Annotated in this window: 23 protein-coding genes and 2 tRNA genes; 23 read left to right on the top strand and 2 right to left on the bottom strand. The window is 75.2% G+C overall.

Going from position 1 to position 25,788, the window contains the following annotated elements; translation table 11 throughout:
• Positions 1 to 56: 56 nt before the first annotated feature.
• From BJ989_RS14275 to BJ989_RS14200, 16 genes are all read left to right on the top strand, one after another.
• The gene (locus tag BJ989_RS14275) at positions 57 to 683 is read left to right on the top strand and encodes a mycothiol-dependent nitroreductase Rv2466c family protein (protein WP_179518762.1); all 627 of its coding nucleotides are present in this window, start codon (positions 57 to 59) and stop codon (positions 681 to 683) included.
• A gap of 105 nt (positions 684 to 788) precedes the next feature.
• Positions 789 to 2,120, top strand: coding sequence for an N-acetylmuramoyl-L-alanine amidase (locus tag BJ989_RS18855; protein WP_179518761.1), 1,332 nt, complete (start codon positions 789 to 791; stop codon positions 2,118 to 2,120).
• 51 nt (positions 2,121 to 2,171) lie between these two features.
• Positions 2,172 to 3,977 carry a methionine--tRNA ligase gene (gene metG, locus BJ989_RS14265; protein ID WP_179518760.1) on the top strand — a complete coding sequence of 602 codons (1,806 nt, stop codon included), beginning with the start codon at positions 2,172 to 2,174 and terminating at the stop codon, positions 3,975 to 3,977.
• A 94-nt stretch (positions 3,978 to 4,071) separates the two neighbouring features.
• Positions 4,072 to 4,920: an SCO6745 family protein gene (locus BJ989_RS14260; RefSeq protein ID WP_179518759.1), complete on the top strand. Its 849-nt coding sequence runs from the start codon at positions 4,072 to 4,074 to the stop codon at positions 4,918 to 4,920.
• A 10-nt stretch (positions 4,921 to 4,930) separates the two neighbouring features.
• Positions 4,931 to 5,500, top strand: a complete 570-nt coding sequence (locus BJ989_RS14255) for an LURP-one-related family protein (protein ID WP_179518758.1) — start codon at positions 4,931 to 4,933, stop codon at positions 5,498 to 5,500.
• Positions 5,501 to 5,511: 11 nt separating this feature from the next.
• Complete coding sequence (locus BJ989_RS14250) at positions 5,512 to 6,399, top strand: alpha/beta fold hydrolase (RefSeq protein WP_179518757.1); 888 nt, start codon at positions 5,512 to 5,514, stop codon at positions 6,397 to 6,399.
• 37 nt (positions 6,400 to 6,436) lie between these two features.
• On the top strand, positions 6,437 to 6,961 hold the full coding sequence (locus BJ989_RS14245) for a ribose-5-phosphate isomerase (protein WP_179518756.1): 525 nt from the start codon (positions 6,437 to 6,439) through the stop codon (positions 6,959 to 6,961).
• A gap of 283 nt (positions 6,962 to 7,244) precedes the next feature.
• Positions 7,245 to 8,294 (top strand): PP2C family protein-serine/threonine phosphatase, encoded by a 1,050-nt coding sequence (locus BJ989_RS14240; protein ID WP_343049393.1) that lies wholly within the window; start codon positions 7,245 to 7,247, stop codon positions 8,292 to 8,294.
• A gap of 82 nt (positions 8,295 to 8,376) precedes the next feature.
• A tRNA-Gly gene (locus tag BJ989_RS14235) sits at positions 8,377 to 8,450 on the top strand.
• A 32-nt stretch (positions 8,451 to 8,482) separates the two neighbouring features.
• Positions 8,483 to 8,555, top strand: a tRNA-Pro gene (locus BJ989_RS14230).
• Between the two features lie 59 nt (positions 8,556 to 8,614).
• Positions 8,615 to 10,027, top strand: coding sequence for a trigger factor (gene tig / locus BJ989_RS14225; protein ID WP_179518755.1), 1,413 nt, complete (start codon positions 8,615 to 8,617; stop codon positions 10,025 to 10,027).
• Between the two features lie 83 nt (positions 10,028 to 10,110).
• Positions 10,111 to 11,310: an esterase/lipase family protein gene (locus tag BJ989_RS14220; protein WP_179518754.1), complete on the top strand. Its 1,200-nt coding sequence runs from the start codon at positions 10,111 to 10,113 to the stop codon at positions 11,308 to 11,310.
• 161 nt (positions 11,311 to 11,471) lie between these two features.
• Positions 11,472 to 12,077, top strand: a complete 606-nt coding sequence (locus tag BJ989_RS14215; RefSeq protein ID WP_179519666.1) for an ATP-dependent Clp protease proteolytic subunit — start codon at positions 11,472 to 11,474, stop codon at positions 12,075 to 12,077.
• A gap of 38 nt (positions 12,078 to 12,115) precedes the next feature.
• Positions 12,116 to 12,718, top strand: coding sequence for an ATP-dependent Clp protease proteolytic subunit (locus tag BJ989_RS14210; RefSeq protein WP_179519665.1), 603 nt, complete (start codon positions 12,116 to 12,118; stop codon positions 12,716 to 12,718).
• A 210-nt stretch (positions 12,719 to 12,928) separates the two neighbouring features.
• Positions 12,929 to 14,209, top strand: coding sequence for an ATP-dependent Clp protease ATP-binding subunit ClpX (gene clpX, locus BJ989_RS14205; RefSeq protein WP_343049392.1), 1,281 nt, complete (start codon positions 12,929 to 12,931; stop codon positions 14,207 to 14,209).
• Positions 14,210 to 14,335: 126 nt separating this feature from the next.
• Entirely contained in the window at positions 14,336 to 15,196 is an 861-nt protein-coding gene (locus BJ989_RS14200; RefSeq protein WP_179518752.1) for a hypothetical protein, read from the top strand.
• A gap of 57 nt (positions 15,197 to 15,253) precedes the next feature.
• On the opposite strand, the gene valS is transcribed toward BJ989_RS14200, so the two are convergent.
• Positions 15,254 to 17,866 carry a valine--tRNA ligase gene (valS, locus tag BJ989_RS14195; protein ID WP_179518751.1) on the bottom strand — a complete coding sequence of 871 codons (2,613 nt, stop codon included), beginning with the start codon at positions 17,864 to 17,866 and terminating at the stop codon, positions 15,254 to 15,256.
• Positions 17,867 to 17,942: 76 nt separating this feature from the next.
• On the opposite strand from valS, the gene BJ989_RS14190 reads away from it, so the two are divergent.
• Together BJ989_RS14190 and BJ989_RS14185 are read left to right on the top strand one after the other, a co-directional pair.
• Positions 17,943 to 19,322 carry a bifunctional folylpolyglutamate synthase/dihydrofolate synthase gene (locus tag BJ989_RS14190; RefSeq protein ID WP_218848831.1) on the top strand — a complete coding sequence of 460 codons (1,380 nt, stop codon included), beginning with the start codon at positions 17,943 to 17,945 and terminating at the stop codon, positions 19,320 to 19,322.
• The gene (locus BJ989_RS14185) at positions 19,319 to 19,729 is read left to right on the top strand and encodes a DUF4233 domain-containing protein (protein WP_343049391.1); all 411 of its coding nucleotides are present in this window, start codon (positions 19,319 to 19,321) and stop codon (positions 19,727 to 19,729) included. Before BJ989_RS14190 ends, BJ989_RS14185 begins: the two co-directional genes overlap by 4 nt.
• Positions 19,730 to 19,741: 12 nt before the next feature.
• On the opposite strand, the gene pdxR is transcribed toward BJ989_RS14185, so the two are convergent.
• Positions 19,742 to 21,091 (bottom strand): MocR-like pyridoxine biosynthesis transcription factor PdxR, encoded by a 1,350-nt coding sequence (pdxR, locus tag BJ989_RS14180; RefSeq protein WP_179518749.1) that lies wholly within the window; start codon positions 21,089 to 21,091, stop codon positions 19,742 to 19,744.
• An 89-nt stretch (positions 21,092 to 21,180) separates the two neighbouring features.
• Here pdxR and BJ989_RS14175 point away from each other — a divergent pair, with 89 nt between their 5' ends.
• The 5 genes from BJ989_RS14175 (at position 21,181) to BJ989_RS14155 (ending at position 25,778) form a co-directional block, all read left to right on the top strand.
• Entirely contained in the window at positions 21,181 to 21,879 is a 699-nt protein-coding gene (locus BJ989_RS14175) for a pyridoxamine 5'-phosphate oxidase family protein (RefSeq protein WP_179518748.1), read from the top strand.
• A 10-nt stretch (positions 21,880 to 21,889) separates the two neighbouring features.
• Positions 21,890 to 22,297 (top strand): nucleoside-diphosphate kinase, encoded by a 408-nt coding sequence (gene ndk, locus BJ989_RS14170; RefSeq protein WP_179518747.1) that lies wholly within the window; start codon positions 21,890 to 21,892, stop codon positions 22,295 to 22,297.
• Positions 22,298 to 22,560: 263 nt separating this feature from the next.
• Entirely contained in the window at positions 22,561 to 22,833 is a 273-nt protein-coding gene (locus BJ989_RS14165) for a hypothetical protein (protein WP_179518746.1), read from the top strand.
• Positions 22,830 to 24,629, top strand: a complete 1,800-nt coding sequence (locus BJ989_RS14160; protein WP_179518745.1) for an alpha/beta hydrolase — start codon at positions 22,830 to 22,832, stop codon at positions 24,627 to 24,629. The genes BJ989_RS14165 and BJ989_RS14160 overlap by 4 nt, the downstream gene beginning before the upstream one ends.
• Positions 24,630 to 24,749: 120 nt before the next feature.
• On the top strand, positions 24,750 to 25,778 hold the full coding sequence (locus tag BJ989_RS14155) for a rod shape-determining protein (protein WP_179518744.1): 1,029 nt from the start codon (positions 24,750 to 24,752) through the stop codon (positions 25,776 to 25,778).
• Positions 25,779 to 25,788: the final 10 nt, after the last annotated feature.

The following is a 25,788-nucleotide window of genomic DNA, read 5'->3' as shown; positions in this document are numbered from 1 at the left end:
GTGACCCCGCGTCGCGGCCCGGGAACACCCGTGCCCGCGGTCGCGTTGGGGCGGGCATGACCACCGACACGAGCGCGCCCGCGCGCGGCACCGCCGACTTCTGGTTCGACCCGCTCTGCCCCTTCGCCTGGATCAGCTCGCGCTGGATGCTCGAGGTCGAGCAGGTGCGCGACGTCGACGTGACGTGGCACGTGATGAGCCTGGCCTACCTGAACCAGGACAAGGACGTCCCGCAGGAGTACCGCGAGATGCTCGAGCCGGCCTGGGGTCCGGTGCGGGTGCTCGTCAAGGCCGAGCAGGAGCACGGCAAGGAGGTCTTGCTGCCGCTCTACACCGCGATGGGCGAGCGCATCCACCTCGGCGGCCGGCCGATCTCGCGCGAGCTCGTCGCCGAGTCGCTGGCCGAGGCCGGGCTGCCCGCCGAGCTGGTCGAGGCGATGGACGACACCTCGCTCGACGCCGCGGTCGCCGAGTCGCACCACCGCGGCATGGACCAGGTCGGCGACGAGGTCGGCACCCCGACCATCGCGGTCGAGGGTGCGGCGTTCTTCGGTCCGGTGCTGTCGAGGATCCCGCGCGGCGAGGAGGCCGGGCAGCTGTGGGACGGCGCCGTGCTGATGGCGAAGGTGCCCTACTTCTACGAGCTGAAGCGCAGCCGCACCGGCGAGCTCGACTTCGGCTGAGGTCGGCGGCGGCCCCGACGACACGGTCGGCGGGCCGACCCGGGGGAGTGCGAGCAGGCCCCCCGGGGGTCGACTCCTGTTGCAGGTGGGACGCATGATGTCTGTGTGACTTCCCCGCTCCGCCTGTCCGTCGACCGTGCCCGCCGCCTCGTCGCGCGTCCCGCGGCCGCGGTCGGCCTCGCAGGGGCGCTCGTGCTCGCCCCGCTGCCGGCGCTCGCCGCGCCCGCGGCGGGCCTACAGGCGGCGGCCGGCCCCACGGCGTACGCCGTGCACGTCGCGGCAGCGCGCGGTGGCGGCCTGGAGCCGCTGAGCCTGCGACCCGACCCCGGCGGCCCGGCGGCCCGCGGGCCGCAGCGCCCGCGCGGTGCCGACCCGGTGCGCGCCGCGAGCGCTGCGGTCGCGCGCGGCCAGGTCCGGCGCGGGTGGCGCACCGACGGGTTCCGCCAGGTCGGCGTCACGTGGCGCGGTGGCGAGCCCGGCGTGAGCATCCGCACCCGCGCGGCGGGTGGGGCCTGGACGCCCTGGACCACCCTGGAGCACCTGCACGACGGACCGAGCAGCGGCGCCGGGGAGGGCAACGGGCGCCACGCCACGGAGCTGCGGTGGGTCGGCGACGCACGCGACCTGCAGCTGCGCGTGCGCGGCGCGCACCGAGGCCTGCGGGTCGTGGTCATCGACCCCGGCACGGCCGCCCCCGGGTCGACCGCCCGGCCCGCCGCGGCCCGCACCACGCCCACCGCGGCCACCGCGGCCACCGCGGCCACCGGGACCGCCGCGACCAGCGCGACCAGCTCGGCCACCGCGAGCGCCCGGCCCGCCCGGCGGACGCGGGCGCCGCGGCCCGAGGTGCGGCTGCGTCGCGCGTGGGGGGCCGACGAGTCGTGGCGCGACGGCGCGCCGCGCTACAACACCCGGCTCGACCAGGTGCACGTGCACCACACGGTCAACAGCAACGACTACCGCCGTGCCGACGTGGCGCCGATGATCCGCGGCATCTACCGCTACCACACCCAGAGCCTGGGCTGGTCCGACATCGGCTACAACTTCCTGGTCGACCGCTTCGGCCGGGCGTGGGAGGGCCGGGCCGGCGGCTGGGGCCGCAAGGTGCGCGGGGCGCACACGCTCGGCTTCAACGAGAACAGCACCGGCGTCGCGGTCATCGGCAACTTCGAGCAGGTGCGGGTGCCGCGGGCGGCGCGGTGGACGCTCGCCCAGCTCGTGGCCTGGAAGCTCGACGCCGCGGGGCACCGCCCCGGCGGCACGGGACGGGTCTGGTCCCACGGCAGCGACCGCTACCCCCGCGGCAGCCGGCCCCGGCTCCCGCGCACCGCCGGCCACCGCGACACGAACCAGACCGCCTGCCCCGGGCGGCTGCTCTACGCCGACCTCGGCGGCATCCGCCGGGCCGCGCAGAGGCGCGCCGACCGCTGGTCGTGACCGGTCGGGCCGGGACCGGGGCGGGTCGGGACGAACCCTAGGATCGGGCCCATGACCCGAGTGCTGTCCGCCGTCGCCTGGCCCTACGCCAACGGGCCCCGCCACATCGGCCACGTGGCCGGCTTCGGCGTGCCCTCCGACGTCTTCAGCCGCTACATGCGCATGGCGGGGCACGACGTGCTCATGGTGTCGGGCTCCGACGAGCACGGCACCCCGATCCTCGTCCTCGCCGACAAGGCCGGCACCACGGCGCGCGAGTTCGTCGAGCGCAACCACGCGGTCATCGCCCAGGAGCTGGCCGACCTCGGCTGCTCCTACGACCTCTACACGCGCACGACGACCGGCAACCACTACCGGGTCGTGCAGGAGATGTTCCGCCGCTGCCGCGACAACGGCTACTTCGTCGCCCAGGCACAGCAGGTCGCGCTCGAGCCGTCGACCGGTCGCACGCTGCCCGACCGCTACATCGAGGGCACCTGCCCGATCTGCCGCTACGCCGAGGCGCGCGGCGACCAGTGCGACAACTGCGGCAACCAGCTCGACCCCGTCGACCTGCTCGAGCCCCGCTCGAAGGTCACCGGCGCGACGCCGGAGTTCGTCGAGACCGAGCACTGGTTCCTCGACCTGCCGGCCCTCGCCGAGGCCCTGACGGCCTGGCTCGACGGCCGCGAGCGCGACGGCGACTGGCGCCCCAACGTGATCCGCTTCTCGCAGAACATCCTCAGCGAGATCCGGCCGCGGGCGATGACGCGCGACATCGACTGGGGCATCCCCGTGCCCGGCTGGGAGGACCAGCCCACCAAGCGCTTCTACGTCTGGTTCGACGCCGTCATCGGCTACCTCTCGGCCTCCGTCGAGTGGGCGCGGCGCAGCGGGGACGACGACGCCTGGCGTGCCTGGTGGAACGATCCCGACGCCCTGTCCTACTACTTCATGGGCAAGGACAACATCGTCTTCCACTCCCAGATCTGGCCCGCCGAGCTGCTGGCCCACAACGGTCAGGGCGCCCGCGGCGGCGAGCCCGGTGACCTGGGCGTGCTCAACCTGCCCACCGAGGTGGTCTCGAGCGAGTTCCTCACCATGGGCGACCAGCAGTTCTCCTCCAGCCGCGGCCACGTGCTCTACGTCCGCGACGTGCTCGAGCGCTACGGCCCCGACCCGCTGCGCTACTTCATCTGCGCCGCGGGGCCGGAGACCTCCGACGCGGCCTTCACCTGGGCCGACTTCGTCACCCGCAACAACTCCGAGCTCGTGGCGGGCTGGGGCAACCTGGTCAACCGCACCGCCACGATGGTGGCGAAGAACTTCGGCGAGGTGCCGCCCGCCCACGCGCTCGAGCCCGTCGACGAGGCGGTGCTCGCGGCGGTGCGCGCGGGCTTCGACCAGGTCGGCGACCTGCTGCGCCGTCACCGGTTGCGCGCGGCGGTCGCGGAGGCCATGCGGGTGGTCGGCGAGGTCAACAAGTACCTCACCGTCACCGAGCCCTACAAGATGAAGGACCCCGCCCAGCGCGACCGGCTCGCCACGGTGCTGCACGTCGCCGTGCAGTGCGTCAGCGACTGCAACACGCTCCTGGCGCCCTTCCTGCCGCACGCCGCCAACCGGGTGCACGCCGTGCTCGGCGGGGAGGGCGACTTCGTGCCCATGCCCCGCGTCGAGCAGGTCGAGGAGCTCGACCCCGACAGCGGCGCCGGCCTGACGACCTACCCCGTCATCACCGGAGACTACGCGGCCACCCCCGCGTGGGCGTCGCGCACCGTCGTCGTGGGCACGCCGATCGCGAAGCCGACACCGGTCTTCACCAAGCTCGACCCGGGCGTCGTCGACGAGGAGATCGCGCGGCTCGCCGGTGGGTGAGCGGCGGGAGGTCGCCGGGTCGAGCAGCCCTCGTGACCTGCGGCGACGGCCTCGCGTCGGCCGCGACCGCGTGGGCGCTCGCTAGGTTCGGCCCGTGACCACGCCGACCCCACGCGAGCTCTTCGCCGTCTTCGAGCCCCTCCACGTCGTCACCTACTTCGCGCCGCAGGCGCGCGAGGCGACGGAGGCCGCCGGGCTGCGCGGCTACTGGCGCGGCTACTTCGCAGGCCGGGCGGCCGCGCTGGGGCGGGCGCCGGCGACCACCGTCACCGCCCTCTTCCACGGCTTCGCGCCGGCGGTTGTCGAGCGCGCGATCCCGTCGGTGTGGGACCTGTGCGCGCCGGAGGACGCCCTGCGTGCCCGGCTCGCCGGTGCCGTCGCCGCGCTCCGGGCGCTCGACCTCGACGCGGCGTCCGTCGCCGAGGCCGCCGAGCTCGCGTCGCAGGCCGCGCGCTCCGCCGACCACGGTGGCCGCGCCCTCGGCGCCGCCGAGGCCGCCCAGCCGTGGCCGGTGGACCCGCTCGCGCGGCTGTGGCGCGCTGCCACCGTGCTGCGCGAGGTGCGCGGTGACGGGCACGTGGCGGCGCTCGTCGCCGCGGAGCTCTCCGGTCTCGACGCACTCGCGCTGCGGGCCGGCCGCGACCTGGAGCGGGCGCCGCTGCAGGCCGCGCGCGGCTGGAGCGACGCGCAGTGGGACGCCGCGGTCGCGGGGCTGCAGGCCCGCGCCCTGCTGGACGCGGACGCTCGGACCACCGAGGCCGGCACGACCCTGCTCGACGGGGTCGAGGCCACCACCGACCGGCTCGCGGCCCAGCCGTGGCGCGTCGTGGGGGAGGCGGGTGCCGCCCGGTTCCGCGCGCTCGCGGGGCCGCTCGCGGCGGCCGCGCTCGCGGCGTACCCGGGAGCGGCCGCGATGGGTCTCGCGCCGCGCGCCGGCGGCTAGTCTCCGGGACATGAGCGCCGAGATGCACCTGCCGCTGTTCACCGTGCGGCAGCGCTTCGCGATGACGACCAACCGCTACGAGCTGTGGGCGACCGCGCCCGACGGCTCGCCCGGCCCCCTCATGGGCCTCGCGGAGCAGAAGCGGTTGGCCTTCAAGGAGCAGGTCACCTTCTTCTCCGACGACACCAAGGCGCGGCCGGTCTTCGCCTTCAAAGCGCGCCAGGCCCTCGACCTCGGCGCCGGCTACGACGTGACCGACGAGGGCGGGCAGCAGATCGGGTGGTTCAAGAAGGAGTTCGGCGCGAGCCTGCTCCGCACGACGTTCCGCCTCGAGGGGCCGGGCTACCAGGGCGTGGGGCAGGAGCGCAGCCAGGCGGTGGCCCTCGTGCGCCGCTTCCTCGACATCCCCTTCCTGCCGATCCACTTCGACTTCCACGACGGTGGCGGGGCGCCGCTGCTCTCGGTGGAGCGGGAGGCGAGCGTGCGCGACCGCTACACCGTCCGCGTGCCCGACCCGCGCGTCGACTTCCGGGTCGCCGCCGCGGTGGCGGTCGGCCTCGACGCGCTGCTCGCGCGCTGAGGGGCGGGGTCGTGCTCTTCCCCGACGCCCGTCGCGCCGTCGAGGCCGCCCGCGGTGACCTCCCGGTCCACCACCCCGACTTCGACGTCGTGGCCACCCGTGCCGCCGACCGCGAGGCCGCGCTCGCGGCGCCGCGCGAGGAGGTCGCCGAGGTGCTCGACGTCGACGCCGGCGGTGTCCCGTGCCGGCTCTACCGCCCCGCGGGCGCCGTCCCCGGCGTCGTGGTCCACCTGCACGGTGGCGGCTTCGTGCTCAACGACGTCGAGGTCCATGACCCGCTGGCCCGGCGACTGGCGAACCGGGCGGGCCTCGCGGTGCTCAGCGTCGACTACCGGCGCCCGCCCGAGCACCGCTTCCCCGCCGCGCCCGACGACGTCGACGCGGTGCTGCGCTGGCTCGACGAGGCGGGCGCCGCCCACGGCCTGGACGGACCGGCGTACGCCCACGGCGACAGCGCGGGCGGCAACCTCGCGCTCGTCGCGGCCCTGCGCCACCCGGGTCGGTTCCGCGCCGTGGTGCTCGTCTACCCGTTCCTCGACCCCGAGCAGGGTTTCGCGTCCTACCGCACCGCCGCCGACGGCTTCGACCCCGCGGAGGCCGCGTGGTACTGGCAGCAGTACGCCGCCTCGTCGGCCGACCTGACCCACCCCGACCTCGCGCCGCTGCGCTCCGACCGGCTCGGCACGCTGCCGCCCACCCTGGTCGTCACGGCCGAGCACGACCCGCTGCGCGACGAGGGGGAGCACCTCGCCGGGCTGCTCGCCGAGGCCGGCGTCGAGGTGACCGCCACGCGCTACCTGGGTCAGGTGCACGGCTTCTTCCGCCACCACGACGCCTTCACGGCGGCCGAGCCGCTGACCCGGCAGGTCGCGGCCTACCTGCGCCAGCACCACCCGTAGGGGGCTCGGCCCGGCGACGCTGGCACAATCGCGCCCCATGCGCGTCCACATCGGTTCCGACCACGCCGGCCTCGAGCTCAAGGACCACCTGACGACCGCGCTGACCGACGCCGGTCACGAGGTCGTCGACCACGGCCCGTTCACCTACGACGCGCTCGACGACTACCCGGTCTTCTGCCTGCGGGCCGCCGAGGCGGTCGCGGCCGAGCGTGCGGAGGGCGGCGACGCCCTCGGTGTCGTGGTCGGCGGCTCGGGCAACGGCGAGCAGATGGCCGCCAACAAGGTCGCGGGCATCCGGTGCGCCCTGGTGTGGTCGGAGGAGACCGCCGTGCTGGCGCGCGAGCACAACGACGCCAACGTCGTCTCGGTCGGTGGCCGCATGCACAGCCTCGACGACATGACCCGCTTCGTGGAGGTCTTCCTCGCGACCGCGTTCAGCGGCGACGAGCGCCACGTCCGCCGCATCGGGCAGCTGGCCGACTACGAGACGACCCGCGAGCTGCCGCCGCTCCCGGCCTCCGCGCTGCAGGGTGCCGCGAGCGCGTCGGCCGGCGACGACTGAGCGCGCGTCCCTCCGAGGTCGGCCCGCGCGCCGTACAGTGACCGCGACCGACTCCCCGGGAGGTGCGATGACGACGACCCGACCGGGCACCGGCGCGCCGACCCGCGGGCCGGGCGGGCCCTCCGGCGCAGGCGGCGCAGGCGGCGCTGGCGGCGCAGGCGGCGCAGGCGGCGCAGCACCCCGCCCCGGCGCCGACCGCGCGTCGTCGGGCGGCTCGGGACCCGTCGCGCCGGACCGCACGGCCCAGGCACGTCGTCCGCGGCGGGTGCTCGGGCGTCGCCGGGTGAGCTCGGTCGGCATCGGCGGCGCCCACCCCGAGCGCCGGGCGCTCTCCGGCTTGGCTGCCCTGACCGCGGTCATGACCGTGGCGCTCGTCGTCGAGCCCGACGAGCTCCCGCTCACGATGCTGATGGTGCCGCTGGTGCTGGGCAACCTCTGGCTCGGGCCCCGCCGGCTGCCGTGGTTCACCGTGGCCGTGCTGTGCGCCGTCGCGCTCGTGGTCAGTCGCCAGTCCGACATCACCGTCCGCACCGCCGGTGCGGTCCTCGTGATGTTCGTGCTGGGCTTCATCATCTTGATGTCCGCCTTCCGCCGCAGCCGGCTCGGCGTCGCGGGCCTGCGCGGCGAGTCGATGCTCGTCGACCTGCGCGACCGCATCCTCAACCAGGGCCGGCTGCCGGATCTGCCGCCCGGCTGGGGTGCGCAGCTGGTGCTGCGCTCGGCTGGCGGCACCCCCTTCGCGGGCGACTTCGTCGTCGCGGCCCCGCGCACCGACGACGACCGGCTCGAGCTGGTGCTGGTGGACGTCTCGGGCAAGGGGGAGCAGGCCGGCACGCGTGCGCTGCTGCTCTCCGGCGCCTTCGGCGGGCTGCTCAGCGCCCTGCCCGCCGACCGGTTCCTCCCGGCCGCCAACGACTACCTCCTGCGCCAGGACTGGGAGGAGGGCTTCGCGACGGCGGTGCACCTCGCGGTCGACCTGCGCTCCGGCGACTTCGAGGTGCGCACGGCCGGCCACCCGCCGGCCGTGCAGCTGAGCGCCGGCTCGGGCCGGTGGCGGGTGCTCGACTCCGACGGGCCGCTGCTCGGCGTGCTCGGCGGCGCCGAGTACGCCCCGTGGCGCGGTCACCTCGCCCGCGGCGACGCCCTCATGGTCTACACCGACGGGCTGGTCGAGGGCGCCGCCGGTCGCGACATCTCCCTCGGGATCGACCGGTTGCTCGGCACGGCCGAGCGCGAGCTGCAGCGCGGCCTCGACGGCGTGGCCGACCGCCTCGTGCGCAAGGTGGGCGTCGACACCGACGACCGCGCCCTGCTGCTGCTCTACCGGCTCTGACGCGCGTCCGGGGCACCGGCGCCGGTTGGGGCGGCCCCCGCGGGGTGTGGCACGATGAGCGGCGCACGAGACACCGGTGCGCGCGGATGTAGCTCAATGGTAGAGCCCCAGTCTTCCAAACTGGCTACGCGGGTTCGATTCCCGTCATCCGCTCCAAGCGGTGCCCACCCCCGGGCGGGCGCACTTGGCGGGGCGTAGCGTAGTGGCTAGCGCGCCTGCTTTGGGAGCAGGAGACCGCAGGTTCGAGTCCTGTCGCCCCGACTGACCCGTGCTGAGCACGTGCCGACCCCCGAACCAGACGAACGATGAGGAGACCAGCGGTGAAGAGCGCCGTCGAGACCTTGAGCCCGACCCGGGCCAAGATCACCGTCGAGGTGCCCTTCGAGGAGCTCAAGCCGAGCCTCGACGCGGCCTACAAGCAGATCGCCCAGCAGATCAACGTCCCCGGCTTCCGCCGGGGCAAGGTCCCGCCCGTGGTGATCGACCGCCAGGTCGGTCGCGGTGCCGTCCTCAACGAGGCCGTCAACGACGTGCTGCCCCGCAAGTACGCCGAGGCGCTGCAGGAGAACTCGCTCGAGCCGCTCGCCCAGCCCGAGATCGAGGTGACCCGCATCGACGACGGCGACGTGCTGGAGTTCACCGCCGAGGTCGACGTCAAGCCCGACTTCGAGGTGCCCGACTACGCCGGCGTGGAGGCCCAGGTCGACGACCTCGAGGTCACCGACGCCGACGTCGACGAGCAGGTGCAGGCCCTGCGCGAGCGCTTCGGCACCCTCAACGACGTCGAGCGGGCCGCGGCGGACGACGACTACGTCGTCCTCGACCTCAAGGCCACCCAGGACGGCGAGCCCATCGAGGGCGCCGAGGTCAGCGGCATGTCCTACCGCGTCGGTCGCGGCGGCATGCTCGAGGGCCTCGACGAGGCGCTGGTGGGCATGGCGCCCGGCGACTCCACCACCTTCACCTCCCAGCTCGTGGGCGGCGAGCTCGTCGGTCAGGACGTCGAGGTCCAGGTGACCGTCCACCAGGTCCAGGAGCAGGAGCTCCCCGACCTCGACGACGACTTCGCCCAGATGGCCTCCGAGTTCGACACCGTCGCCGAGCTGACCGACGACGTGCGCGAGCGCCTGACCCGCGGCAAGCGCCTCGAGCAGGCCGCGGCCGCCCGCGACGCGGTCCTCGAGGCGCTCCTCGAGAAGGTCTCCATCCCGCTGCCCGAGACCCTCGTCACCGAGGAGCTCAACGCGCGCCGGCAGAACCTCGAGCAGCAGCTCGTCTACGCCGGCCTGACGATGGAGAAGTACCTCGAGGACGAGGGCCAGACCGTCGAGGAGTTCGAGGCCGACCTCGAGCGCCGGGTGCGCGACGCCGTCGCCGCGCAGTTCCTCCTCGACGCGGTCGCCAAGGCCGAGGAGCTCGGGGTCGACCAGCAGGACCTGTCGCAGCACATCGTGCGCCGCGCCCAGCAGTCCGGCCAGGACCCGCAGGAGTTCGCCAACCACATGTTCGAGCACAACCACGTGCCCGAGCTCGTGCAGGAGATCCTGCGCGGCAAGGCACTCGCGGCGATCGTGGAGCAGGCCGTCGTCACCGACGCCTCCGGTCAGCACGTCGAGCTCGCGCTGCTGCAGCCCGACGGCAGCATCGGCGAGCCGCCGGCCGAGGAGCCCGCCGACGCCGACGCCGACGCCGCCGCCACGGACGAGGCTGACGAGGCCCAGCAGCAGGCCTGACCCGCCGCACCGGCACCCGCGGCCCCGCTTCCCGGATCCCGGGAGCGGGGCCGTCGTGCGTCCGCACGCGGTAGAGTGCACACATGTCCACTCAGATGTCGGCGCGGTCGGCGGGGCCCGGCGTGCTCGACGCGCTGTCGCTGCTCTCCGAGGTGGCCGACGGCCTGGTGCTGCGCTCGGTGCGCGACACCCACGTCGCCGTCCTCGACCGGGTCCACGGCCTGCTGCGGCGCCCGACCGGCGGGACGGCCGGCGTCCCCGAGCTGGTGCACCGCGGCATCGCGGGCGGGGTCTACGCCGGCCTCGGCCTCGGGCTGCGCGGCGCGTCCCGTGCGCTCGCCGCGGCGGCGAGCGCCGACCTCGACCCGCGGCTCGAGGACGACCCGCGCGGTCGGTGGCTGAACGCCGCGGTCAACGGGCTCATCGGTGACCGCCTCGCCGACGAGCGGCCCCGCATGGCGATCACGATGTCGCCGCGGGTCGCCGGGCGCGACGTGGCCGTGACCCGCGACGCCCTCGCCGCGGCGTACCCCCGGGCGACGGGGCGCGTCGTCGTGCTGCTGCACGGGCTGTGCGAGGACGAGGAGTACTGGACGCGTGACCGCGGCGGGCGCGGGACGACCTACCCCGAGGAGCTCGAGGGCCTCGGGTGGACCCCGGTGCTGCTGCGTGCCAACACGGGGCTGCCGCTGCGCCGCAACGGCGTCGCGCTCTCCGCGCTGCTGCAGCGGCTCGTCGAGCAGTGGCCCGTCGAGGTGCGCGAGGTCGCCCTCCTGGGCCACTCCATGGGTGGGCTGATCACGCGCGCCGCCGCCGCCGTCGCGGTGCCCGACCACGACCACGAGGCCGGAGCGCCGTGGACCCGCCTCGTGACCGAGGTGGTCACGCTGGGCACGCCCCACCTGGGCTCGCCGGTGGCCCAGGGCGTGGGCCACGGCTCCCGGGCGCTCGCCCGGGTGCCCGAGACCGCCGCCTTCGGGCGCATCCTCGACTGGCGCTCGCGCGGCGTGCACGACCTCGTCGAGGGCCTGGGGGAGGACGTCGCGCCGCTGCCGCACGCGCGCTACCGGCTCGTCTCCGCCAGCCTCACCGCCTCCCCGGACCACCCGGTGGCGGCGACCGTGGGCGACCTGCTGGTGCCGCCGCGCTCGGCCTGGGGTCGCAGCCGGGCCGGACGGGCGCTCTTCCCCGACGGCGAGACCCTGCACCTGGGGCGGGCCCACCACTGGACGCTGCTGAACGACCCCCGGGTCAGCGCCGCGCTGCGCCGCTGGCTGGCCTGACCGAGCACGGAGCGGGTGGGCGGGGCAGCCGCCGGGCCGCCCCGGCGCACCCGTCGAATCCGCTGTCGGCGAACAGGGCGGGATTCGCTCCGGTTCTGTCCGTGGCGGCGGCTACTGTCGCAGACGTGAACACGACCCTCAGCTCCGCGACCTCCCCGCAGATGAACGGGGGCATGCCCTCCTTCGGCCTCGACAGCGACGTCTACCAGCGGCTGCTCCGTGAGCGCATCGTCTTCCTCGGCTCCGAGGTGCGCGACCAGAACGCCAACGCGATCTGCGCCCAGCTGCTGCTGCTCTCGGCCGAGGACCCCGAGGCAGACATCTTCCTGCACATCAACAGCCCGGGCGGCTCGGTGGACGCCGGCATGGCGATCTACGACACGATGAACTACATCCCCAACGACGTCGCCACCGTCGGCATGGGCCTGGCCGCCTCGATGGGCCAGTTCCTGCTGTGCGCGGGCACGAAGGGCAAGCGCTACGCCCTGCCCCACGCCCGGATCATGATGCACCAGCCCTCCTCGGGCATGGGTGGCTCGGCCTCCGACATCAAGATCCAGGCGCAGCAGTCGCTGCACATCAAGAAGGTCCTGCTGGAGCTGATCTCCGAGCACACCGGCCAGAGCGTCGAGCAGGTCACGGCCGACGCCGACCGCGACCGCTGGTTCACGGCCCAGGAGGCCTTGGAGTACGGCCTGGTCGACCAGGTCGTCAAGAGCGCCCGCGAGGCCGCCGACGAGGGCCGCCCCGCCCACACGAAGGACTGATGACGATGAGCCAGCACACCCCCGACCTGAGCCCCTCGATGAACTACTACATCCCGCAGTGGGAGGAGCGCACCTCCTACGGCTTCCGCCGCATCGACCCCTACGGCAAGCTCTTCGAGGACCGCATCATCTACCTCGGCACCCCGATCAGCGACGACGTCGCCAACGCGGTGATCGCCCAGCTGCTGTGCCTGGAGTCGATGAACCCCGACCAGGACATCAGCATCTACATCAACAGCCCCGGCGGCTCGTTCACCGCGCTCACCGCGATCTACGACACCCTGCGCTTCATCCGCCCCGACGTGCAGACGGTGTGCATGGGCCAGGCCGCCTCGGCCGCCGCGATCCTGCTCGCCGCCGGCACCCCCGGCAAGCGGATGGCGCTGCCCAACAGCCGCATCCTGATCCACCAGCCCTACACCGAGGGCACCTTCGGCCAGACCTCCGACATCGAGATCCAGGCCAACGAGATCCTGCGCATGCGCGAGCTGCTCGAGCAGATGATCTCCGAGCACAGCGGCAAGGGTCGCGACGAGGTCAGCAAGGACATCGAGCGCGACAAGATCCTCACCGCCCAGCAGGCCGTCGACTACGGCCTCATCGACTCCGTGCTGGAGTCGCGCAAGGCCGTCGCGGTCTGAGCACCGCCGCGACGCGAGCGACGAGTTCCCCGTGTCCGGCCTGCGCAGCGGGCCGGCTCGGGGTACCGTCGCAGGTGCCGGGCCCGCCGCCCCGACCGGCTGCGACCGAGCCGCCCTGGCACCCCCCGTCGGTCCCGCCCCCGCAGGCCGACCCGCACGACGCAACACGACAGCCCACCCACCCGTGGGCCCGACCGGAGGATGACCGCCGTGGCACGCATCGGTGACGGAGGCGACCTGCTGAAGTGCTCCTTCTGCGGGAAGAGCCAGAAGCAGGTCAAGAAGCTCATCGCCGGACCCGGCGTCTACATCTGCGACGAGTGCATCGACCTGTGCAACGAGATCATCGAGGAGGAGCTCGCCGAGGGCTCCGAGGTCGGCCTCGACGAGCTGCCCAAGCCGCGCGAGATCTTCGAGTTCCTCAACTCCTACGTCATCGGCCAGGAGCAGGCCAAGAAGTCGCTCGCGGTCGCGGTCTACAACCACTACAAGCGGGTGCAGGCCGGCGTGCAGAGCGCGGGCAAGCACAGCAAGGACGAGGCCGTCGAGGTCGCGAAGTCCAACATCCTGGTCATCGGTCCGACCGGCTGCGGCAAGACCTACCTCGCCCAGACCCTCGCCCGCATGCTCAACGTGCCCTTCGCGATCGCGGACGCCACGGCGCTGACCGAGGCGGGCTACGTCGGCGAGGACGTCGAGAACATCCTGCTCAAGCTGATCCAGGCGGCCGACTACGACGTCAAGAAGGCCGAGACCGGCATCATCTACATCGACGAGATCGACAAGGTGGCCCGCAAGGCGGAGAACCCCTCGATCACGCGCGACGTGTCCGGTGAGGGCGTGCAGCAGGCCCTGCTGAAGATCCTCGAGGGCACGACCGCCTCCGTGCCGCCGCAGGGCGGGCGCAAGCACCCGCACCAGGAGTTCATCCAGATCGACACGACGAACATCCTCTTCGTCGTGGGCGGCGCCTTCGCCGGGCTGGAGCACATCATCGAGCAGCGCGTGGGTCGCAAGACGCTCGGCTTCGGCGCCGAGGTGCGCGGCCAGGCGGAGCGCGACGCCGACGACCTGCTCGCGCAGGTCCGGCCCGAGGACCTCACGAAGTTCGGCCTGATCCCCGAGTTCATCGGCCGCCTCCCGCTCATCGCCAGCGTCAACAAGCTCGACCAGGCCGCGCTCGTGCAGATCCTCACCGAGCCGCGCAACGCCCTCGTCAAGCAGTACCAGAAGCTCTTCGAGCTCGACGGCGTCGAGCTGGAGTTCACCGACGACGCGATCACCGCCATCGCCGACTCCGCCATGGAGCGCGGCACCGGTGCCCGCGGGCTGCGCGCCATCATCGAGGAGGTCCTGCTCCACGTGATGTACGACGTGCCCTCCCGCGGCGACATCGCCAAGGTCGTGGTGACCGGCGACGTCGTGGTGCACGACGTGGCGCCCACGCTGGTCCCGCGCGAGGCCGAGGTCAAGAAGAAGAAGTCCGCCTGACCGGCACTCGGGCACGCGTCGCGGTGACCACCGCGACGGTCTAGTCCACCGCTGCCGGATCCGGCGTTCGATTGGTCCAGACCACGCGGGCGGGCGAGAATCCCACCCGAGGGTGAGGAGACCACGATGAACGCCGAGCACCGCGGGCCGATGGCCGCCTTCGTGCTGGTCGCCGGTGTCGTCACCACGCTCGTGGGCCAGGGGATGCAGGCCGGTGCGCTCCCGCGCCTCGTGGCCGACCAGGTGGAGCGGAACGTCTACGGGACCGCGGAGCGCATGCTCGATCCCTTCGTCCCCGACCCGGTCCTCGGCTTCGCCCTTCAGCGCGACCGGGTCGGCCCCCCGGCGACCCCGCCGGCCGCCGCGACCGCGCCCGCGCCCGCGGTTGCCGACGCGCCCACGCCGGTCGAGCCGTCGCCCGCCGACCCCGGTGCGACCTCGGCCTCCACGTCCGACTCCTCCGGCGCCTCCGGCACGTCTCGATCCGGTGGTGCGGCGCCGGCCCGTGGCCCCGGCCGCGGCGGCCGCGGCTCGCAGCAGGCGCCCGAGGGCGTCCTCGGGTGGGACTCCGGCGACCGCGACCGCGGCGAGGGGCCGGAGGCTCCCGACCAGACAGCGCCCGGCGTGGCCCGTCCTCCCGAGCCTGGCCCGGGCAGAGCTGCGGACGGCGCCGAGGAGAAGCGCCGCGAGCAGGCCGCGAAGGCCGAGGAGAGGCGCCGCGAGCAGGCCGCGAAGGCCGACGAGAAGCGCCGCGAGCAGGCCGCGAAGGCCGACGAGAGGCGCCGCGAGCAGGCCGCGAAGGCCGACGAGAGGCGCCGCGAGCAGGCCGCGAAGGCCGAGGAGAAGCGCCGCGAGCAGGCCGCCAAGGCCGACGAGAAGCGCCGCGAGAAGGCCGACCGCGGCAACGGCGGCAAGGGCCGCGAGAAGGCCGACCGCGGCAACGGCGGCAAGGGTCGCGACAAGCCGGGCAAGGGCCGCGGTCGCTGACCGCATCCGCACGGGCGAGGCACGGGCCGAACGCCCGGGGGCGCCCGGCTCCGGGTGTCAGCCGGCGGGGGCCAGCTCCACCTCGACGCCGATCTCCTGCGCGTCCTCGCGTGCCTCGAAGACGAGCTCACCCGAGACCTTGCCGGCCTTGCGCAGGTCGTCGGCCGCGGCCTCGGCGGCGGTGACGAGCGCCGCCGGGCCGGTGACCACGGCGCGGAGCACCTCGGTGCGCATGGAGACCTTCGCCTGCGACTTGGCGCCGCGGATGCCCGCGACGGCCGCGGCGACGGCGTCGAGCAGTGCCGGGTCGGCGGCGGCCGCGGAGCCGAGGTCGGCCGAGGTCGGCCACGCCTGCAGGTGCACCGAGCCGTCCTGCCACCACGACCAGACCTCCTCGGTCACGTAGGGCAGGAACGGCGCCAGCAGCCGCAGCTGCACGTGCAGCGCGGTGGCGAGGGTTGCGCGGGCGGAGGCGGTCGCGACGCTGCCGTCCTCGGCGTACGCCCGCTCCTTGACCAGCTCGAGGTAGTCGTCGCAGAACTCCCAGAAGAACTTCTCGGTGACCTCGAGCGCGGTGGTGTAGTCGTAGGCCTCGAACGCGTCGGTCGCGCGGCGCACGACCGTCTCGAGCCGACCGAGCAGGGCGCAGTCGATCGGCTCGCTGACCTCGAAGAGCGCGAGCTGCGAGGCGCCGACGCCGCCGAGCACGAACTTGGAGGCGTTGAGCACCTTCATCGCCAGGCGCCGGCCGACCTTCATCTGCGACTCGTCGAAGGGGGAGTCCAGTCCGGGGCGGGCCATCGCGGCGCGCCACCGCACCGCGTCCGCGCCGTACTGGTCGAGGATCTCGGTCGGGACGACGACGTTGCCCTTCGACTTCGACATCTTCTTGCGGTCGGGGTCGACGACGAAGCCCGAGACCAGCGCGGTGTGCCACGGCACGACGCCGTGCTCGTGGTGGGCGCGCACGACGCGCGAGAAGAGCCAGGTGCGGATGATGTCGTGGGCCTGCGTGCACAGGTCCATGGGGAAGACCCGCTCGAAGAGGTCGGGGTCGGTCTCCCACCCGCCCGCGATCTGCGGCGTCAGCGACGAGGTCGCCCAGGTGTCCATCACGTCCGGGTCTCCCAGGAAGCCGCCGGGGGCGCCGCGCTGGGACTCGTCGTAGCCCTCGGGGGCGTCGGTCGACGGGTCGACCGGCAGCTGCGCCTCGGTGGGCAGCAGCGGGTGCTCGTAGTCGGGCTCGCCGTCGGCGTCGAGGGGGTACCACACCGGGAAGGGGATGCCGAAGAAGCGCTGGCGCGAGATGAGCCAGTCGCCGTTGAGGCCGCCGACCCAGTTGTCGTAGCGGTGCTTCATGTGGGTCGGCACCCAGGTGATCTCGCGGCCGTCGTCGACGAGCTCGGTGCGCAGCTCGGCGTCCCGCCCGCCGTTGCGGACGTACCACTGGCGCGTCGCGACGATCTCGAGCGGCTTGTCGCCCTTCTCGTAGAAGTTCGCCATGCGCTGGGTCGGCTTCGGCTCGCCGTCGAGGTCGCCGCTCGCGCGCAGGGCCGCGACGACCGCCTCGCGGGCGCTGAAGGTGGTCTTGCCGGCGAGCTCGGAGTACGCCGTCGCAGCCGGCTCGTGGGCCAGCCACGCGGGCGTCTCCCGCAGGAAGCGACCGTCGCGCCCGATGAGGGTGCGCACCGGCAGCTGCAGCTCGCGCCACCAGGTGACGTCGGTGAGGTCGCCGAAGGTGCAGCACATCGCGATGCCGGCGCCCTTGTCGGGCTCGGCGGCGGGGTGCGCGAGCACCGGCACCTCGACCCCGAAGACGGGCGAGGTGACCGTGGTGCCGAAGAGCGCGGCGTACCGCTCGTCGTCGGGGTGGGCGATCAGCGCGACGCAGGCCGGGATGAGCTCGGGCCGCGTGGTCTCGATGTGGAGCGGGGTGCCGTCGGGTCGGTGGAAGGCGACGCGGTGGTAGGCGCCGGGGTACTCGCGGGCCTCGAGCTCGGCCTGCGCGACCGCGGTCTGGAAGGTGACGTCCCACAGCGTGGGGGCCTCCTGCAGGTAGGCCTCGCCGCGCGCGTAGTTGCGCAGGAACGCGCGCTGGCTCGCCAGCTGCGCCTTCGGGCCGATGGTCGTGTAGTGCTCGTCCCAGTCGACCGAGAGGCCGAGGCGGCGCCACAGCTCCTCGAAGACCTTCTCGTCCTCGACGACGAGCCGCTCGCACAGCTCGACGAAGTTGGGGCGGCTGATCGGCACCTGCCGCTTCGGGTCGGGCTTTCCCGGCGGGATGAAGCCGGGGTCGTAGGACAGCGAGGGGTCGCAGCGCACGCCGAAGTAGTTCTGCACGCGGCGCTCGGTCGGCAGCCCGTTGTCGTCCCAGCCCATGGGGTAGAAGACGGTCTTGCCGCGCATCCGCTGGTAGCGCGCCACCAGGTCGGTGTGGGTGTAGGAGAAGACGTGGCCGACGTGCAGCGAGCCGGAGACGGTCGGCGGCGGGGTGTCGATGGAGTAGACCTCGGCGCGCGGGCGGCTGCGGTCGAAGCGGTAGGTCTCCTGCTCCTTCCACCGCTGCGACCAGGTGGCCTCGAGGCCCTCGAGGGCCGGCTTGTCCGGTACGACGACGGCGCGGGGCGTCGTCGTCGTGGACTGCTCGGTCTGCTCGGGGGTCTGGGTCATGTGCGCATGCTACGGAGTGCCGCGGGTGCTCCGGAAACCAGTTCCCGCACCACGCGCGGCTAGGCTCGGGCCCGTCATGGACCACGACTCCCAGGCCCGCCCGGCGGCGACGCTCGCCGAGGTCGAGGACGCCCTCCTGTCGCGCTGGCCCGAGACCCGCCTCGAGCCCAGCCTCGACCGGATCGCGGCCTTCACCGAGCTGCTCGGTGACCCCCAGCGCGGCTACCCCGTCATCCACCTCACCGGCACCAACGGCAAGACGTCGACGTCGCGGATGGTCGACACCCTGCTGCGCGCCCTCGAGCTGCGCACCGGCCGCTTCACCAGCCCCCACGTGGAGTCGATCACCGAGCGCATCAGCGTCGACGGCGAGCCGCTGTCGGACGAGGCCTTCGTGCGCGCCTTCACCGACGTGGCGCCCTACACCCACCTCGTGGACGCCGAGGCCGACCACCCGCTGTCGTTCTTCGAGACCGTGGTCGGGATGGCCTTCGCCGCCTTCGCCGACGCCCCGGTCGACGTCGCCGTGGTCGAGGTCGGGATGGGGGGTTCCTGGGACGCCACCAACGTCGCCGACGCCGACGTCGCCGTGCTGCTGCCGGTCGCGCTCGACCACGCGAAGTACCTCGGCGCCACCCCGGCCGCGATCGCCGCGGAGAAGGCGGGCATCGTCAAGCCCGGCTCGCGGGTGGTTGTCGCCGAGCAGTCCGAGGCCGTCGCGGCCGTGGTCGCCGACCGCGTGCGCGAGGTGGGCGCCACCGCGGTGCTCGAGGGCGTCGACTTCGGCGTCGAGGCGCGCTCGCCCGCGGTGGGCGGCCAGGTCGTCGACCTCCGCGGCCTGCGCGGCACCTACCCCGAGGTGTTCCTCCCGCTCTACGGCGCGCACCAGGCGCAGAACGCCGCCGTCGCGCTCGCGACGGTCGAGGCCTTCCTCGGCGGGGACGCCCCCCTGGCCGACGAGGTGGTGCGCGCGGCCTTCGCCGAGGTCACCTCGCCCGGGCGCCTCGAGATCGTGCGCCGCAGCCCCACCATCGTGCTCGACGCCGCGCACAACCCGCACGGCGCCGAGGCGCTGGCCGCGGCGCTGGAGGACTCCTTCTCCTTCGAGCCGCTCGTGGGCGTGGTCGGGGTGATGGCCGACAAGGACCACGAGGGGCTGCTCGCCGCCCTCGAGCCGCGGCTGGCCCACGTCGTGGTGACCCAGGCCAGCACCGACCGGGCCCTGCCCGCCGAGGAGCTCGGCGCGGTCGCGCGCGAGGTCTTCGGCGACGGCCGGGTGAGCGTCGTGCCCCGGCTCGCCGACGCGCTCGACGCGGCTGCGGCGCTCGCCGAGGCCGGCGACGCGCTCAGCGGGTCGCTGAGCTCCGGCGCGGTCCTGGTCACGGGCTCGGTGGTGACCGTGGGAGAGGCCCGGCGGATGGTCGTCCGCACGCGGCCCGCAGGAGGCGAGCGGTGAGCGACGAGCGCACCCGGTCGCCGCGCCGCGGCATGTGCGCGGCCGTGCTGTCCCTCGAGGCGGTCGTGCTGGGCCTCACCACGCCGGTGATGGTGGTCATCGCCGACGTGCCGCTGGTCACCGCGCTGCTGGTGGGCCTCGGCCTCACCGTTGCCTGCGTGCTCGTCGCCGGCATGCTGCGGCGCGAGTGGGCCTACGTCGCGGGCTGGGCCATCCAGGTCGCCGCGACCGCCCTCGGCTTCGTGGTGCCGCTCATGTTCTTCCTCGGCCTGCTCTTCGGCGCGCTCTGGGCCACCGCCGACCTGCTGGGCCAGCGCATCGAGCGCGAGCGCGCCGAGGCGTTCCGCGCCTTCGACGCCGAGCGTCGCGGCGAGGCCGGCGACGACCCCGCGGCCGACGAGGGCTGAGCCTCCCGCACCTCAGACCGTCGGCTGCAGCCCCCGCACGAGCGCGGCGAGGGCCCGGTCGAGCTGCTCGTCGGTGCAGCCACCGAAGCCGACGACCAGGCCGTGCAGCTCCGCGCTGCGGGCGTGGTCGGCGAGCAGCGGCACGGCGAAGCCCGCGGCGGCGGCCGCGCGCCGTGCCCGCTCGGCGGCCTCGGCGCTCGTGCGCAGCGTGGCGTACATCCCGGCCACCGGCCCGGCGAGCTCGCCGTGCGGCGCGAGCGCGGCACCGACCCGCGCCGCGCGCGCGGCGTACACCCGGCGGGCGGAGCGCACGACGCGGTCGACGTAGCCGTCGCGCAGCAGCGCCACGAAGGCCCGCTGCACCGGCCACGGCACTGCGTCGTGGGTGCGGGCGCGCTGCGCTGCGACCCGGTCGGCGAGAGCGGGCGGTGCGACCAGCCAGCCCAGCCGCATGCTCGGCGCCACCGACTTGCTGGCGGTGCCGAGGTAGGCGACGCGGGCGCGGTCGAGGGAGGCGAGCGCGGGCACGGGTGCGACGTCGTAGCGGAACTCGGAGTCGTAGTCGTCCTCGACGACGAGCGCGTCCGCGGCCCGGGCGGCCGCGAGCAGCGCCACCCGGTGCGGACCGGGCATCGTGGGGCCGAGGGGGTGCTGGTGCGCCGGGGTGACGTACGCCGCGGCGCACCCGCCCAGGTCGGCCACCGGCTGCAGCGCCGGCAGGTCCCGCACCTCGCGGCCTGCCGCCTCCACGGTCGCCACGGCGGCGCGGTAGCCGGGGTCCTCGACGGCGACCGGGCCCGGGGGCAGCGCGCCCAGGAGGTGCCGCAGCCCGTCGGTGGTGCCGGCGACGACCGCCACCTCGTCGGGCCCGCAGGCCAGCCCCCGCAGTCGACCGAGCCGCGCGGCGAGCAGCTCGCGCAGCTCGGGCAGGCCGCGGGGGTCGTCGTAGCCCCGGGGCGGTCGCGCCGCGGCCACCTCCCGCCAGGCGCGCCGCCAGGCCGCGGCGTGGCGCGGGTCGATCCAGGGCGTGCCGGTGCCGAGGTGGACCAGCCCCGTCGGCTCGTCGCGGGCGGAGGCGACCGGCGCCGGAGGTGCGGTGAGCGGCGCGGCGCCGGGCACCCCGGCGACGAAGGTGCCGCGGCCGTGCCGGCCCTCGAGCCAGCCCTCGGCCACCAGCTGGGCCCAGGCCTGCTCGGTCACCGCGCGCGAGCAGCCGAGCTCGGCGGCCAGCGACCGGCTGCTCGGCAGCCGGTCGCCGGGACGCAGGGTGCCGGCGACCACCTGCGCCCGCACGGCGTCGGCCAGCTGCCGGGGGAGCGGGGCGCCGCCGGCGCGGTCGAGGGTGACGGCGAGGCTGGCCACGTCACCAGCGTGCCCGGGGTCGAGTGGCCTGCGCAACCGCTCGTGGATTGGCCTGTGCCTGCAGGCCACGATCCAGGCACGCTGTCCGGGTGCCCACGACCTCGCCGCCCCTGTCGCCCACACCGCGCACGACGGTCGTCCGCGGCCACCGCCGAGCGACGGCGGACCGCGCGGCGCTCCACGACGTGCTGCGCCACGCCCTGGTCTGCCACCTCGGCGTCGTCGTGGGCGAGGGCGCCGACGCGCACCCCGTCGTGCTGCCGACCGCCTTCGGGTGGGACCCCGACGGCCCCGACGAGGGCGGGTCGCTCTACCTCCACGGCTCGGTCGCCTCGCGCTCGCTGCGGGCGGCGCCGCGCGCCACCGTGTGCGTGACCCTCACGCTGCTCGACGGCCTGGTGCTGGCCCGCTCGGCCTTCCACCACTCGGCGAACTACCGCTCGGCGGTGGTCCTGGGCACGCCGCGGGTCGTCACGGACCCGGCCGAGCGCGGACGCGCGCTGGACCTGCTGGTCGAGCAGGTCGTCCCCGGACGCGCTGCGACGCTGCGTGCCCACACGCGCAAGGAGCTGGCGGCGACCTCGGTGCTCGCGCTGCCGCTGCACGAGGCGTCGGTCAAGGTGCGCGCGGGCGACCCGGTCGACGAGCCCGACGACGTCGCCGCGGGTGCCTGGGCCGGCGTGCTGCCGCTGCGGCAGGTCGCGGGTGACCCGCAGGGAGCGGCGGACGCGGGCGCGCCGGTGCCGCTCGACGTACGGCGTCGCGCCGCCGCCCTCGCGCCCCACTAGGGTGAGCGGCATGAGCCAGCGCACCCTCGTCCTCCTCAAGCCCGACACCGTCCGCCGCGGGCTGGTGGGGGAGGTGCTGCGCCGCTTCGAGGCCAAGGGCCTGCGGATCGTGGCGATGGAGCACCGCACCATCGACGGCGCGAAGGCCGACGAGCACTACGCCGAGCACGTCCAGCGCGACTTCTACCCGCCGCTGCGCGACTTCGTCACCAGCGGTCCGCTCGTGGCGCTCGTGCTCGAGGGCGACGAGGCGATCGAGGTCGTGCGCGCGCTCAACGGCGCCACCGACGGCCGCAAGGCCGCGCCCGGCACGATCCGCGGCGACCTGTCGCTGTCCAACCGCGAGAACCTCGTGCACGGCTCGGACTCCCCGGAGTCGGCCGAGCGCGAGATCGCGATCTGGTTCCCGGGCCTCTGAGGCCCGGCTGACCTGCCTCGGCGCTGCTCCTGACGCCGGTCGGGGTCACACCCTGCGAGGCGCACCCGTGGGCCGGTGCGGTGGCGGCGTCCTGTGGACGGTGCCCTCCGCCCCGGGGGCTGTGGAAGAACGGCACGCGCGCACCGGCCGAGCGCGACCGTGGGTGGGTGATGCCTCCCTCCTCGCCTCCCTCCTCGCCTCCCTCCTCGCCTCCCTCCGCGCCGGCTGCCGCGCTGCGCCTGACCCCTGGTGCCCACGACGCGGTGCGTGCCTGGCAGGCGCGCGCGGCTGAGGCGTCGGCCGCGGCCGCGCTGGTCTCCTCCGCAGGCACCAGCGGGCTCTCGCCCGACGCCGCCACCTCGGTCGCGCGGGCCCTCGCGAGCCTGCGGGACGGCGCCGACGGGCTCGCCGCCGCCGTCGCGCGGCACGCGGGTGCGCTCGCCGAGACCGTCGACGACCTCGAGGCCACCGACGAGGAGGTCGCGGCGGTCGTCGACCGCCTCGCGCCGGTGCTGCCCGCAGCGGGTGGGTGGTGAGCGCGGTCGTCGGGCCCGAGCCCCCGCCGCTCCCGCCGACCTCGGGCGACCCGGGCCCGGTCGAGGAGGCGGGTGGGCGGCTGCTCGTCGCGGCGGCCGTGCTGGGCGAGGTGCGCGACGGCCTCGCCGACGGAGCGGACACCGGGGAGGGGTGGGCCGCCTCGGCCGCGGCGGCGGCCGCCGAACGACTCCGGTCGGGCGCCGACGACGCCGTCGACGCCGTCCGCGCGCTCGCGGTCGGCCTGCTGCGGCACGCCGAGGCGCTCACGGCGCTCGGGGCGGCCCGGGCCGCGCTCGCGGCCCGCGCGGGCGACCTGCGCGGCACGCGCGCGGGGCTGGTCGCCGAGCACGCGGCACTGGTGGCCGCGGGCGCCGCCTCGCCCGCCGCCTTGGCCGGCCTGCCCGCGTGGCGGGCGCGCGTCGCCGGCCTCGACGCCGACCTGGCCCGGCACCGCGACGCGGTGGGCCGCTGGCGTGCGGCGTGCCTCGACGCCGACCGGGCCCTGGTCGCCGCGGCGGCCGGCTCGGTCCGCTCCGCCGGACCGCGCCCGACCCGTCAGCAGGGGCCCGCGCTCGGCCGGGAGGACGTGCCGGACGGCTGGTCCTCGACGACCGCACCGTCGACCGCACCGCCGAGCGTGCCGCCGAGCGCGCCGCCGGCCGACGCCGCGGGTCCTGCCGCGGCCGCCGCCTGGTGGGCGGCCCTGCCCGACCCGGTCCGGTGGACCCTCGTCGCGACCCTGCCCCTCGTCGTGGGGCGCCTCGACGGGCTCCCGCCGGCGGTGCGGGACCGCGCCAACAGGCTCGCGCTGGCGCGCGACCTGGTCACGCTCACGGCGCGGGAGGGGGCCGGGGTGCTCGCCGCGGGCGACCGCCGCCGCCTGGCGCTGGCGGGGGCCGCGGCCGAGGCGCTGCGGGCCGCCACCCGCCACCGCGACCCGCGCACGGGCACGGCCGTGCCCGCCCTGCTCTGGGACTGGGTGCCGCGGGCGCACGGCGGCGACGGCACCGCGGTCCTCGCGCTGGGCGACCCCGCGGCGGCGCGGCGGGTGGCCGTGGTCGTGCCCGGCCTGGGCACCGAGGGCACCGACCTGCCGGCCCGGGCCCGCGACGCGTGGCACCTGTGGGCCGCGGCGCGTCGCGCGAGCGCCGACTCGGTGGCCACCGTCGCCTGGCTCGGCTACGACGCCCCCGACCGCTGGGGCTCGGGCGACCTCGACGGCTGGCGGGTCGCGGGGCAGGGCCTGGCCCGCACGGGCGGCGACGCGCTCGCCGCCGACCTCGCGGGCCTGGCGGCCGCCCGGACGACCGACCCGCACCTCGTCGTCGTGGGCCACAGCTACGGCGCCGTCGCGCTCGCCCACGGGGCCGCCGGCCCAGGCCTGGCCGCCGACGACCTGGTGCTGCTCGGCGCTCCGGGCGCAGGCCCCGCGCAGGACGCACGCGACCTCGGCCCCGCCCCGGTCTGGGTCGGGTCCGCGTCGAGCGACCCGGTCACGCTGCTGGGCGACGAGGGCCGCCTCGGCGGCCCGGGCACCCTGGGGCGCGACCCCGCGGGGGAGGACTTCGGTGCCCGACGCTTCGCCGCCGAGCACCGCGACCGCGACGTCGGGCTGCGCTGGTCGCTCGACCAGCACCGCGGCTACCTCACCCCCGGCGGCGAGTCGCTGGCCGGCCTCGCGCTCGTCGTCGCCGGCCGCGACGAGGAGGTGGCGCACGCCGAGCCCCGCCGCGACCCGTGGTGGCGCACCCCGGTCGACCCCGAGGCCGACCGCCCGGTGCGGGCGCGGCCGTGAGCCGCGGCGTACGGCGTGGCTCCCCGGAGGGGCGCCCGCGCGCTCCTACCCTGCTGCAGGACCCGGAGGCACCTCCGGCCCCACCTTCCCCACGAGTCCCACCTGCGAGGGCGTCCGCACATGGCGAACAGCTTCATCGGCCGCGACATGGCCGTGGACCTCGGCACCGCCAACACGCTGGTCTACGTGCGTGGCAAGGGCGTGCTGCTCGACGAGCCGTCGGTGGTGGCGCTGAACTCCGCGACCGACGAGATCCTCGCGGTCGGCCACGAGGCCAAGCGGATGATCGGGCGCACCCCCGACTCCATCACCGCCATCCGCCCCCTCAAGGACGGCGTCATCGCCGACTTCGAGGCGACCGAGCAGATGCTGCGCTTCTTCATCCACCAGGTGCACCGCCGCCGCTACTTCGCCAAGCCCCGCATGGTCGTCTGCGTGCCGAGCGGCATCACCGCCGTCGAGCAGCGCGCGGTCAAGGAGGCCGGCTACCAGGCCGGCGCGCGCCGGGTCTACATCGTCGAGGAGCCGATGGCCGCCGCGATCGGCGCCGGCCTGCCCGTGCACGAGGCCACCGGCAACATGGTCGTCGACGTCGGCGGGGGCACCACCGAGGTCGCCGTCATCTCCCTCGGCGGCATCGTCACCTCGCTGTCGATCCGCACCGCGGGCGACGACCTCGACCAGGCGATCATCGCGTGGATGAAGAAGGAGTACTCCCTGATGCTGGGGGAGCGCACGGCCGAGGAGGTCAAGGTCACGCTCGGCTCGGCCTTCCCGCTGCCGGCCGAGCCCGAGGCCGAGATCCGTGGGCGCGACATGGTCTCGGGGCTGCCCCGCACCATCACGGTGAGCTCCGCCGAGGTGCGCCAGGCCCTCGAGGAGCCGCTGCACGCGATCGTCGACGCGGTGCGCGCCACCCTCGACCAGACCCCGCCCGAGCTCGCCGGCGACATCATGGACCGCGGCATCGTGCTCACCGGCGGCGGTGCGCTGCTGCGCGGGCTCGACGAGCGCCTGCGGCACGAGACCGGCATGCCGGTCCACGTGGCGGAGAGCCCGCTGTCCTCCGTGGCCCTCGGGGCCGGCCGCTGCGTCGAGGAGTTCGAGGCGCTCTCGCAGGTCCTCGTCTCCGACCCGCGGCGCTGGTGAGGGGGAGCAG

It is taken from the genome of Nocardioides perillae, from assembly GCF_013409425.1.
Taxonomy (GTDB): Bacteria; Actinomycetota; Actinomycetes; order Propionibacteriales; family Nocardioidaceae; genus Nocardioides; species Nocardioides perillae.
Note: the sequence above shows the minus strand (reverse complement) of the source record. Positions and strands in the feature narration are given on the sequence as shown.